The organism is Pseudomonas caspiana (assembly GCF_002158995.1).
Taxonomy (GTDB): Bacteria; Pseudomonadota; Gammaproteobacteria; order Pseudomonadales; family Pseudomonadaceae; genus Aquipseudomonas; species Aquipseudomonas caspiana.
In genome coordinates, this window is the sequence record NZ_LOHF01000045.1 from 2,052 (window position 1) to 13,730 (window position 11,679).

Below are 11,679 nucleotides of genomic sequence, written 5' to 3' on the forward strand. Positions count from 1 at the left end.
CTGAATTTTAAGAATATTATTTTTTAGGGGCTATCCTTCTATCTCTAAAACTACCTCAAGGCGTCCTTACCGCTGTAAAAAATAGCCAGAGCAGGATGTAAAGGACTACTTTGCATCCGAATTCCGGACACAAACCTTAATGCTTGCGTGAGATTAGGCGGCGTCATTTTGACTTATTCGACCAGTCGGGTACCGAGAAGCCTCTTGGGTGTAGCGGTAGCCTTAGCGCTCACCTGCGGTCTGCACGTACTGCGCTAGACCCTTATCAGGATATATCTGACCAGCTAGCTGGTGATAATGGCACATTGATCTTTTCTTTGGATCCAGTGCTACTATCGGCATCCGGACGATATTGAATCATCTCCAAAGAGTGTCTCGTTGACGTATCATTTTCATACGGCTATGGTTTGATTTTCTTACGGGTGTTGTACGATGGATATCAAGACGCAAATCGAAACCTTGCTAAGTGCTTTCTGGGACAAGCGAGCGCAGGAAATCATTGACGATCCCTTGTCGACTGATGAGCTAGGAGCACCTCTGGATTCTATCTCGGCTGTCGATGCTTTCGTCGGGATCGACAAACTGGTCCAGCGCAAACTGCCCGTTGAGCTGATCATCCGCCATGGCGGATATAACTCGAAAGACCAGTTCGTCACTGACATTACCGACAAAGTTCTCCGTCATCTTAAGGGGGCACCGAAATGATTGACGTGACGCATTCGGATCGCAATGACATCGGTGATCGGCTGCGACAGGCCCGCGAATATGTAGGACTCTCGCAAGAGGAAGTTGCAACGGCTTTGGGGCTACCTCGTCCATCGGTCACCAACATCGAGCTGGGTGCCAGAAAGGTCGAAGCGACCGAGCTCGGGAAGCTCGCGAAGCTTTACCGTCGAACACTGGAATATCTTTTGACGGGCGTTGAGCCTGCTCCCAGCGGGCCGGAGCAACTGGCGTTCCTGGCACGTGCGGTGAACGGTTTATCAGATAAAGACCTGGAAGAAGTCGCGCGCTTTGCTGAATTCCTGAAGCAGTCCGGGCGTAAACGCAGGGGGTAAATCATGGCCGTACGCGACATTGCGATTGCGACAGCCAAGGTGGCTGCCGAGGTCTTCGCGTCATCTCGCGCCATGGAGCGCATCGAGCAAGACGGCTACACACGGATTGACCCCTTTCGCATCGCGGCTGACCAGGGGGTTTCGGTTCTGTTGCGGCCCATGGAAAAGCTTCTCGGCGCCTTTGTACGCGAGGATTGCCCCGGGATTCTGGTGAACTCGGCCCGATCCGCCGGCTTGATCCACATGACCTGCGCCCATGAGTTAGGACATTACTTCATGGGGCACCAGAGTACGGTAGATGAGACCATCGATTACGGTGGTCAGGCCGCTGTGATGGAGCAGGAGGCCGAAACCTTCGGCTATCACCTATTGGTGCCGCGTCCTTTGCTAGGCATCATTTGCAAGCGCAAGGGCTGGAACAAAGCGTCGCTGAGCAATCCTCATGTGCTTTACCAGATGTCCCTTCGTCTGGGGGTGAGCTATGCCGCTGCGGCCTGGTCTCTGGTTCGGCACAAGATCCTTACGTACGACGCTGTTCAGGAACTCTTGAAAGTACAGCCTGCCTCGATCAAGCAGTCACTGCTGCAAGGGCAGCTCCCGGATGCCACGAAGGACGTCTGGCTGTTCGACGAAACCGATCAATCCTCGGTCCTGGAGCCTCGTCCGGAAGATCATCTGGTGGTGCGCCTCAAAAGCCACGCGTCCGCCGGCTACCTGTGGAAAGCGGACTCGGTGGAGCAGGTGGCCGAACAGGGCTTCACGCTGGCTCCATTGGTAACTGCGCGTCCTGTGGATCCTCGCACTATAGTGTTCGGTGCTGATTCCACGCTGGATTATCTGCTCTCCGCGAAGCGGACGAATGTCGAGCAAGCCCATCCTGTAACGCTGTCCGAAGTTCGGCCATGGATGGGTAAGCAGGCCGGCGATGCGTCGTTCAACTCTAGGACTCATTTCGAGCCGATCGCTGAAGGGCTTTCTCGCGAATCGAAGCGCGCGCTGATTGAGGAGGTCGCCGGTTCGTGATAACAATCGAGTGCCTGACCGATAGATCCCCGGTCAAGGCGAGAAACCAAGGCAATCGTCCAACGTGCGTGGCCTTCGCCGTGACCGAGCTGAATCGTTGCTTCTCTGATGGTGATCTCGGGCCTGAGTATTTCTACCGCGCCACCCTCCAGAGGATTCCAGGCTGGAAACCTGGCGACGGGGTTCAAGCGGCTGCGGCGGCTGAAGCCTCGCAGGCCGGGCATGCCCTGGAAGTCCACTTCCCTTATCAGGCAGATGAGCCAGTCGTACCACTTGAAGCCCTGCCTGACGCGCTGGATTTGTTCGGTCACCCCATCCGTTTTTTCAATACCGACGTTGGCGAACTGATCGATAGCATGCGCATGGGTGTGCCTGTCGGCTTGGCTCTTCGGCTCACCTATGAGTTCTATTCGCCTGCCGAAGGGATCATCCCGTTCAGCCATTCGATCCTTCCTGGAGCGATGCAGCACGCGGTGGTTGCTGTTGGCCTGGGGCATGACGCTCACGGCGAGACTTGGTTTTTGATCCGCAACAGCTGGGGAGAGGAGTGGGGCCAGAAAGGTCACGCTTGGATCCCGGCTGCATATATCGCTGCGCATGCGACGTGCGCATTTGGAGTGGAACATGGCAGTCCTAATTCAGCATGACCGAGTGGTATCCGCCTGGCTGGCCGCGGCCCGTCATCTGGCGACGTGCCCAGATTACACTGCCCGAAACCTGGTGCTGGAGATCGCTTCGCCCGGGGTCCTGGAAGCGCAGGACAGAGATGTCATCGGTGCAGTCGATGCTGCAATTCGACAATGCTGGCCTAGTCTCAGCGTGCAGACTGTAGCGGGCACAATATTCCCGAACGAGATGTACCGCAGAGAAGGGCGACCAGCGTTCTACGAGTCTTACCTGAGCGCGATGGCTCGCGGAATGAAGAGCGGGACGTGGGGGACATACGCCTACAGGATGATGCGCAGGGTCAGTCGAGACGGCAAGACGACCTTTAACCCATTGGAGGTGATCGTCCGCAAGCTTCAGGCCTCCAAGACTGGGCGCCGCTTCCAAGCGGTATATGAGCTTGGAGTGGTGGATGTCGAATACGACATAGAAGACGACGGATTCGGCTTTGAATTGCCGTTGTATGACCCCGCGGCCGATCGAAATAAGCCGATGAATATGCCTTGCCTAAGCCATCTCAGTTTCAAGGTGACCGGCGACAAGCTGGACTTGACCGCGGTGTACCGATCTCATTGGTACGGCCAGAGAGCTTTGGGCAATCTGCTCGGGCTGAGCAATTTGCATAAATATGTCAGCGACGAGTCCGAATTCGAGCGTGGAGTTCTCACCTGCATCGCCACCCATGCGTTCCTGGATGTGGAATCGCTGGGCGGCGCGACAGCCGCTAAGCAGATGCTCGCGGCGTTTCCCTGATTAGAACAGCGAACCTTGGCGTTTCGAGCTGAATGTTTCGACTGGGATGTTGTACAGGGCGCTCATCCCATTGCGGAAGTCCTTGATGCCTCCGTAGCTAGGATGCCGGATGGCAACGACTTCGACATCGAACCGGCTCGCGTAGTTATAGGCATCTCCGCCAATGGCCACGACTCGGCGCACGCCCAACCACTTGATCAACGTCTCGTTGAGCAGGTCGACCTTCTGCAGCTCACGAGCGGTGAACTTGCGATTGGTAAACGGATTGCCTGGCTCGTGTGGATGAAACGGGAACACGTTCCACAGTAGCGGCGGGAGCGCGAGCGCTCTGAGCACCGACCAGATTTCGGACGCCGTGCGCTCAACCACCGCCGGCCCGACCGTTGCCTGCTTGAAGTTGGAGCCAGGGTACCGCTGCATCATTTCCGGGAGGTGGTATTCGTCGGTCAGCGCAAGCCCGGTTCGCCGTCCACCGCGGTACCCCAGATCTCGTCCCATCCAGATGGTGTCGACACCGATATCGGTCGCGGCCTTGAGGTAGCCACGAAGATTGCGCCGGCGTGCGGCGACAGCATCGCTGCGATCGTGGACGGGGCACTTGTCAGCGTAGGGATTGAACACGTTGTCCAGCTTTAGCTCAGACAGGGCATTCACAAAGGCGGTAGGGTTCATGGCTGCTCTTTCTTTTCTAAAGGTTCAAAGTGCATGGTGTGCTCGTGCACGTTGACATGTACGGTGCCGCACCGGTGCTTCTGTAATTGGCGAAATACCTGAAACCCGGTGAGGATCGCTTTTTCCCACTGCCACAGCTTGCACTCCTCGACTTCGTAGCCTTCGACCATGCTCTTGATCTGTTTTAGCACGCTGTAATCCAGCGCGCCTGGCTCGGGGTCGATAGAAAACTTTCGGCTCTTGGCATGGTTGAAGATCCAGGTCGCTATGCCCTCCTCGATGATCATCGCGCGGGCACCGTCTTCGTTCTCGTCCTTCTTTGGATCTGACTTGCGCTTGCGCTTGAGGAGCGCGCGCAGTACCGGCGACCAGCCCAGGAATGCAACGTAGGCCAGATGGAAAACGTCATGGAAACGGTAGTCGTCGGGCTCGTTGCTGTTGTCCGTGAGACGATCGCCGATAAACACCCCCCTCAGGCTCTGCACAACATAGCCGTTCTCCGGAGAGCCCCGTTCATTGAACTCCATGGCTAATTCGGCGGGGAATTGTTCATGATCAGGGCACTTGAGATCAAATGGTGGGGGATAGACGGTTTCGTTGTCTGGCCACCGACTGAGAATCTTGTCGATGTTACTGCGTGCCACATCCTCAAATCTCAGATCGAAACTGGCACAGGCAATGGCCAGTTCGGCCAGATGAACGCCCAGATTTTGGCTGCGCGATGGGGGAGACATTGCTCGCAGGGAGGCAAACGACACCTCGACCAGAACGCCTGCGCGGTTCGCCAGTCTGGAGAGCTGGGAGGAACGATCGACATTCTCTGGGCTTCTGCGCATTTCCATGAGGCTGTCGATGTGCCGAAAGGTCACCGGCAGGACTGGGTCCAGTTCACTTTCCCCGTACTGGGAGCGCAGATAGGCGATGCAGCTGGCACCAATCTCATCCGGGCCAACGTCTACGGCCGCAGCGATGTTGATCAGGTACCACAGCGCGTCCCCCAGCTCCTCGGCCGCCAGTTCGCTGACGGACGCTGCGAGGCGGTCGCGGCCTACCTTTTTGACTGCAGAGAGCAGGCCGCCCACTTCGCCAAAGTAACCGAACTTCAGCTTCTGGTACCCACCTTCGTCGGTCTGAAACCGGTTGGTGCCGCCAGCTTTCAGACGGTATTGAGGAATCGATAGCGAGGGTAGCTGCGGTGTAGGTACCAGCACGGAATTTCCCTTTCCATAAGTTAGATGCCGGAGACGGCTTCTCGATGAGCTTGGATCATCTCGAATCGCATCTGCCTTGCGCAACTGACAATTTTTTCCCTGTCTGCGCCGTGCGCACCCATCGCCAGTGCCCGCGTCCTGACAGACTTGGTGACGTCGTAGTGAGGGTAGAGCGTTTTGGACTGAAACCAGCTGCGCCTCAATCCGAGCTTGTCTGCGAAGGCGTGCAACTCATCCAGCGAATCGGCAACTAGATGGTTCCATTCACGACCGCGCCAACGGATTCCTTCTGCATCAACATAGACAGCCATGGTGCTCGCCTTGGGAAGAAATATGTGCAAATATCTTGCACATATTTAGCAAATTATTCAATCGAAATGAACGCATCAGATCTCGGTAAACGCATAAAAGCGGTACGCAAAAAAAAGGGTTTTACCCTGCAATACCTACACAAAAGCACCGGAATTCACTACACGCAGATTTCCAAGATGGAGCGGGGTGAATGCAAGCTCCTGAGTAAAAATTTGCTAAAAGTTTGCGATTTTTTGCATATTTTACATTCGCCCGATAGCGCGTCTTCCCGATCCGAGGGCGTGGTCGACAGGGTTCAGGCCTTGATTCAGTCATGGCCGCAAAGCGAAGGGCTGATTCGCCACTTTTTGGAAGGGGTTGAACTGGCGCTTGAGACCGGGCAAGCGAAGTAGGTCTCGGGCCCGCCCAAAGCTTGCCGGCCGAGACGCTTGAGTATGTCGATGCGCTATCGAAACATGGCTAACGCCAAGAAGCTGGCCGGCCTCGACAGCCCTGATCAGCGAGTGCCTTGAACCAGGTATCGACTTCAGCCCGGAAGTCATCCGTGAATGTACTTCGGTAGTTTCGTGAAGGAGGGTAGAGGTCCTCCCCTGCGAAGTGCCGTAGGTGGTCAGGGAGCTTCACTGCGCTCGAACCCCAATAAACGAACTCTTCTCCTATCAGAACGTTGTCCGAACTGGTATCCCGGAGAAGGTTCTCGTGGTTCACCCCTCCTCCCACGAAGCTGTGATGCGAGTCTTCCTGAATCCACGCCTCGCCATCGCGATGGTAGATGTTGTCCCCATAAGCCATGCTTTTGCTTGAATGCAGGTTTGGCCGTTTGATCTGAAAGGCCTCGTGCTCCCAATATTCCTGGAAGGAAAGCTTATGGGAAACCCTCATCGCGAAGATGATTTTTCCCTCCAGTTTCAGTGCGGTGCTTCCGCAGCCTACGATGATGTCCCCGACCTTGGCTGATCTCCTTATCTGCGGTTTGCAGGTCCCTAACGTGCAGATGCCGTGGAACGGGTTCGGCGCAAAGCCGTAGTCCCTCACAAGTTTGTACGAGAACACATTCGGCACATCACTCATTGGCACTTGACCCGATCAATCTTGCGTTCTGCGCTCGGGCTACCGTCCGCACGCTCCCAGACCTGATTGCCTTGGATGACATCGCTCAGTCGTGGGCTGTCGATTGTAAGTACGGAGCTGGCATGATCGTCGAACACCTGAGGCAGTGATTCAACGTTTTCGGCGATGGCCACGATGGTTTTGCCACACGCCACCGCATGTCCGGCAGCCCCTTCCAGGCACTCGTAACCTTCCTCAGGGACCAGGAAGATGCTGATCACTGCGTTGTCGATGCAGCTTTGGATCTCCTCGGAGACAGGCTGTGCTGCCTGGGCGGCTTCGACTTCTTCCTGTTCGGCCTTAGCCATGCACACATCGAAGCCTCTTTTATTCAGCTGTTGAGACACTTCCTGGGCTTTTTGATCTAGCCCTGTCGTGAAGACGATGCACGCTTTATCGTTACTCATGAGTGGATCTCCTCAACTGCATGTGGGTCATTGTTTGGTTTAAAGGAACGCTGAGGCCTGCGCGTTAAGCTGCACTCCTCAGCCGATAGCTATTCATCGTCGTCATTGCCGTCGCGAAAGCTGATCGTGTGATTGTCGAAGTCGGCCATCACGTAACCTTTTCGTTTGTCAGAGAGCTGCCGGAATATGCTGAATCCATCCAGGATCGCCTTTTCCCATTGCCACAGTGCGCACCGGGCAACTTCATAGCCTCTGACGAAATCCTGAATGGACTTCAGCAGGTCATAGTCAACGTGATCGACATTCCTGAATAAATCGCACTCCAGCCCGCGGCCAAAGATGAAGGTAGCCACGCCCTCTTCGATGAGCATTGCCCGGGCACCGTCTTGGTTTTCGTCAAGTTCAGGATCACATTTACGCTTCAGGTGAAGAAGCGCTCTCAGGACGGGAGACCAGCCGAGATGGACCGCGAACGCGAGGTGGAACACGTCGTGGAAGCGGTAGTCATCACGTTCCATCTTATTGTCAGTCAGGCGATCACCAATGATGATCCTGTTGCACTTCTGGATGACGTACTGCTTGTCGCCGGCGCTCTCTTCGGCAATGTAGAACTCCAGCCACGAAGGCAGTCGTTCATTTTTGGGCATGTCGACGTCGAAGCGGGTTGGGTAGGTCATCTCCGCTGGCCATCGACTGAAGGTCTTCTTGAGGTTTTCAAGCGCGGCGGCCTCCATATCAACATCGGCAGAGTCCGCCGCAGCGACCAGCGCCCGGATTACCTCCACCATGTGGGCAGAGAGCTTGTCGCGGTTGCGCGTGAATGTTCCGGTCCTGAAATCGTTGAGTAAATCACCCACGCAGCCGGCGAGCGCGAGGACTTGTACGCTAAAGTCTTCTTCGGAGACTGGCTCATCTATCAAGCGTTGCATGTCCCCGAATCCGAGGCTGGGTTCGGCAGGCTCGACGATGTCCCAATCCTCCAGTTCCCGAAAAACTCTCTGAGCTAGAGTTGGAAGATCAAGCTGGGCGCGCGTAGCGAGGTTCGAAAAGTACCAGAGCACATCTCCCAGCTCCTCCTGGATGATTGCTTTATAGCGTTTGAACGCAGCCCGGTCACGCTGTCGCTTCTTGAATGCGCTCAGCAGACTCCCGACTTCACCGAACAGCCCCAGAATCATTAATTCCAGCCCAGTATCAGGCAGTCTGTCAGTCGTGCTCGCGATTTCCTGATATGTGCGGATGCTCATCCAGCCGTCTCGAATATCGGGCGGCAGGATGACGAACTGTTCAGGTGTCTTGAGAGGATTGAAGCGGTCGCTCGATGGGGATGAAGCTTTTTCGTCCATGCAGCCCTCCGGCCGATCTATTTCTCCAGATTCGACAATCAGGTGTCTGAAGTCGATTTGCCATCATCATGAGCGATCCAATATGCGATGTACAAGCCCTGAACCTGATGTGCAAATGGAGCGCGGCATGGCCAATGCTGCCAACGGCAAATCCTTTAACCTAAAGTCCTGAAGTGAAATAGGACGGTGCCTTCATAATCCTTAGATGTTGGAGGAAGAATGACCTCCGAGCGTAGAGAGCCGTTCCATTATGACTTGACGGTGCATCTGGATCTGGAAGGCTTTCCAAACGGATCCGTTGTCTGGAGTTACGCCTTTATTAATATAAGGTACTCATTTCGTTAAATCAGAAATGAAGGTAGGCAGATACTGGTTTGAAATAATAGTTGTCATACAGCTCGGGATGAAACTGCCTGCGAAATTTTTGGATGTCCGAAGTTCTGGAAATTAAGGGGGTTACCAAAGCACGGATAAGATGTAACGGCATGAAATAAGGTGATCCTTTTGCCTTTACGGTTAAGGTGGGCCAAATTCCATCCACATACATATCAAGCTTTTGCGGCGGAGTTGTATGTCGGAAGAAATATTTTAGCAGTTCGTCGTGCGCTTCGATTCCAGCCTGCTGAATGAGTAAAAAATTATGCGTAATTATTCTGTTGTATATCATTGAGCTGAGCATGGACAATCCTTCAGCGGTTATAATTCCGGGAGGAATGTAGATATTGCCGTCTGATAAGCTGAGCGAGCTGTTGACGGAAAGTTGCCGGAATTGTTTGGTGGTGGCGATCGAGCTGTCTGTGTTGCTTTGTTTAATGTTACTCCTGTATTGATACATCCATTCAGGCCAATTTCTTAACACGATTTCCATCAGGTCAATGCTATACCAAAGATCAGGGTTCGTTTTTCCATGGTCGCGCACATCTATAAAAAATGCCTGGTCTTGCCAAATGATTGCCAGTAATACTTCTTTTGAGCGTTCAACGTAACCGTCTTTTTCAATATTGGTGTTTATGTGGAAGTGAGAAATTCTCCACGCGTTGTACATGTGGTCGATGTCTTTTAGCTTGCCCCATCCTCGACTTAAGTGTGGCCAAACACTGATTCCGTTTTCTAGTTTTCGAACTATAGGTTGAATGGCCTGTATTTTTTCAGATGACTCAAGAATGGTATCGCTTAGGTGGATGCGGCGGCTTCGTGAGCCTGGCAGTCGCATAACAAGGTCATGAAAGTAATAAGGTAGGTTTCCAGGGGGGATCTTTCGGTAATCTTGACCCCACTTGTGCAATATTTTTTTCAGGCTCGCTTGGTAGCTCAAAATAAGACTCGCCGAATAATCAAAGCTTTGTGACATAATTGCTCCTTGAAATTTTATTCCTGAGATAATGATAATGCCTGCTGCGCCATGATGATGGTTGCATATGATGCAAAAAACAAGATTTTTCCGTGGCTAAAAACTGAATATAAACTCTAGATCGCAGGTTGTGTTAGTTGTATCGTTAATTTATGTTTGCTATCAATAAAGTTGATTTTTTTTGCCATTGAAACATAAGTGTATAACTCAGTCAGCTTACTGATGTTTTGTTGCTGGTGGTACGCTCTGTCGCGACGGCCAGATAGTGAAGAGGTCCGAAAATACTCGCTAATGCAACAGCACCACAACCATGTCGCAGCCTTCAAAGTAGCCGCCTGAGGATAGGAATAGGTTCTGCGAAAGGCTTATGGCAAAAGGAGCAGGCGATGGTATAGATTTGATGACACTTTAATTTTTCTCTACCACGGATGGATCTCATGATTGACCTGGTCTCTCTCAAAGGCGTCACTAGCTATCCCTCTGACGCCTTTGTCACGCTCGGTCCTCTGACGCGAGTGAACCTTATTTATGGGCTTAACGGTAGTGGGAAGTCCACCATTGCGAATTATCTGCAGGAGCTTACGCATGGCCCCTACAGACACTGCCAGGTCAATCCGGCGGTGAGCCAAGACCAGGTCTTCGTTTATAATCAGGCATTCGTAGAGAAGAATTTTCACTCAGAAACTCAGCCCGGTATCTTCACGCTCAACCAGGGTAATATCGAGGCTGAGGCGGCCATCCGTGAGGATGAACAAAGCCTTGAAGAGACGCGTTTGGAAAGTCAGACAGTCGCTGATGAGCGTCAAAAGCTCGTCAGCCAGCAGACAAAGGAGGACAACCAATACAAGGATCGGCTATGGGACATCAAGAAAGAATATAACCAAGACAGTCTCTATTACTGCTTTGAAAGCTTCCACACCAACAAGGCCAAGCTGAAAAGCAAGCTGGAAAGTATGTCGCTACCTTCGGTAGCTACCCGTTCAGGCCGCGAGTTAGCCGAAGCAGCGCATGCACTGCAATCGTCTGATGGTGAGCTTCTATCCACTTTGGGGCCTATCTTTTTTATCGCGTCCGCGGTTGAAAACAATGAGATTTTCAGCGAAGTCATTACCCCTTCTGGGGATTCCTATCTGGCAGGTTTGATCGAGAAGCTTGGGAACTCGGACTGGGTGAAAGGCGCGATGTTTTATGTCGCTAAATCCGATGGACAATGTCCCCTCTGTCAGCAATCGCTACCGCATGAATTCCAGTCCCACGTCAAACAACTCTTTGATAAAAGCTACGACGAAAAAATAGAAACGCTCCAATTGCTAAAGGATTCGTACGAGAGTGGTACCCGCTCGTTGCTGACGACTCTGGAGGGTGAACCCTACAAAAGCTCTGCGATTCAGGAGGATCCCGCTTTCGTTAAAGCCAAGGCTGACTTGGTCAAAGCCTTTGCTGATAACGTTGCGAAAATTAACGACAAGAGAGGTTCGGCCTCGAAGGTCGTGACCCTCATTTCTACCAGTGACATTGTTGAGCAACTGAACATTACGATCGAGGTGCAGCGTCTCAAGATTTCCGAGTACAACGAAAGGATCCTTAAAAAGGATCAGTTGCTTAAGGATATAACCCAAGAGCTGTGGCTGATCATGCGTAAGCAGGCTGAGCCGATCATTTCGGCACACAAAAAGCTTACTAAGGAGTTGGAGGAGAGCATCCAGGGATGTGATGAGAGCATCGCGCAACTAATTAAGCAGTCGACTACGATTCGAGATTCTATCTCAC

General features: G+C 53.0%; 14 protein-coding genes. 7 read left to right on the plus strand and 7 right to left on the minus strand.

Features of this window, described 5'->3' with window-relative positions; translation table 11 throughout:
• Positions 1-432 precede the first annotated feature (432 nt).
• The 5 genes from AUC60_RS27175 (at position 433) to AUC60_RS27195 (ending at position 3,500) form a co-directional block, all read left to right on the plus strand.
• Positions 433-705, plus strand: coding sequence for a hypothetical protein (locus AUC60_RS27175; RefSeq protein WP_017127016.1), 273 nt, complete (start codon positions 433-435; stop codon positions 703-705).
• A complete protein-coding gene (locus AUC60_RS27180) occupies positions 702-1,058 on the plus strand; it encodes a helix-turn-helix domain-containing protein (protein WP_087274655.1) in 357 nt (118 codons plus the stop codon). Before AUC60_RS27175 ends, AUC60_RS27180 begins: the two co-directional genes overlap by 4 nt.
• 3 nt (positions 1,059-1,061) lie before the next feature.
• A complete protein-coding gene (locus tag AUC60_RS27185; protein WP_087274656.1) occupies positions 1,062-2,081 on the plus strand; it encodes an ImmA/IrrE family metallo-endopeptidase in 1,020 nt (339 codons plus the stop codon).
• A gap of 80 nt (positions 2,082-2,161) precedes the next feature.
• Positions 2,162-2,728: a C1 family peptidase gene (locus AUC60_RS27785; protein ID WP_144443311.1), complete on the plus strand. Its 567-nt coding sequence runs from the start codon at positions 2,162-2,164 to the stop codon at positions 2,726-2,728.
• Positions 2,706-3,500: a thymidylate synthase family protein gene (locus tag AUC60_RS27195; RefSeq protein WP_017127012.1), complete on the plus strand. Its 795-nt coding sequence runs from the start codon at positions 2,706-2,708 to the stop codon at positions 3,498-3,500. Before AUC60_RS27785 ends, AUC60_RS27195 begins: the two co-directional genes overlap by 23 nt.
• Here the strand turns inward: AUC60_RS27195 and AUC60_RS27200 are convergent, their stop codons facing one another.
• The 3 genes from AUC60_RS27200 to AUC60_RS27210 are packed head-to-tail and all read right to left on the minus strand — an operon-like array spanning position 3,501 to position 5,694.
• Complete coding sequence (locus tag AUC60_RS27200) at positions 3,501-4,172, minus strand: uracil-DNA glycosylase (protein ID WP_017127011.1); 672 nt, start codon at positions 4,170-4,172, stop codon at positions 3,501-3,503.
• A complete protein-coding gene (locus AUC60_RS27205; protein ID WP_017127010.1) occupies positions 4,169-5,383 on the minus strand; it encodes a nucleoside triphosphate pyrophosphohydrolase family protein in 1,215 nt (404 codons plus the stop codon). The genes AUC60_RS27200 and AUC60_RS27205 overlap by 4 nt, the downstream gene beginning before the upstream one ends.
• Positions 5,384-5,403: 20 nt before the next feature.
• Positions 5,404-5,694 (minus strand): DUF4031 domain-containing protein, encoded by a 291-nt coding sequence (locus tag AUC60_RS27210; protein WP_087274657.1) that lies wholly within the window; start codon positions 5,692-5,694, stop codon positions 5,404-5,406.
• 66 nt (positions 5,695-5,760) lie between these two features.
• Here AUC60_RS27210 and AUC60_RS27215 point away from each other — a divergent pair, with 66 nt between their 5' ends.
• Positions 5,761-6,087, plus strand: coding sequence for a helix-turn-helix domain-containing protein (locus tag AUC60_RS27215; protein ID WP_158099164.1), 327 nt, complete (start codon positions 5,761-5,763; stop codon positions 6,085-6,087).
• Positions 6,088-6,154: 67 nt separating this feature from the next.
• Here the strand turns inward: AUC60_RS27215 and AUC60_RS27220 are convergent, their stop codons facing one another.
• From AUC60_RS27220 to AUC60_RS27235, 4 genes are all read right to left on the minus strand, one after another.
• On the minus strand, positions 6,155-6,766 hold the full coding sequence (locus tag AUC60_RS27220) for an Nmad2 family putative nucleotide modification protein (RefSeq protein ID WP_087274659.1): 612 nt from the start codon (positions 6,764-6,766) through the stop codon (positions 6,155-6,157).
• Positions 6,763-7,212 (minus strand): hypothetical protein, encoded by a 450-nt coding sequence (locus AUC60_RS27225; protein WP_087274661.1) that lies wholly within the window; start codon positions 7,210-7,212, stop codon positions 6,763-6,765. Before AUC60_RS27225 ends, AUC60_RS27220 begins: the two co-directional genes overlap by 4 nt.
• 89 nt (positions 7,213-7,301) lie before the next feature.
• Complete coding sequence (locus tag AUC60_RS27230) at positions 7,302-8,558, minus strand: nucleoside triphosphate pyrophosphohydrolase family protein (protein WP_087274663.1); 1,257 nt, start codon at positions 8,556-8,558, stop codon at positions 7,302-7,304.
• 346 nt (positions 8,559-8,904) lie between these two features.
• Positions 8,905-9,909, minus strand: coding sequence for a hypothetical protein (locus tag AUC60_RS27235; protein WP_087274665.1), 1,005 nt, complete (start codon positions 9,907-9,909; stop codon positions 8,905-8,907).
• Positions 9,910-10,346: 437 nt separating this feature from the next.
• Here AUC60_RS27235 and AUC60_RS27240 point away from each other — a divergent pair.
• The coding region (locus tag AUC60_RS27240; RefSeq protein ID WP_158099165.1) for an AAA family ATPase at positions 10,347-11,679 on the plus strand (1,333 nt) is incomplete at its 3' end.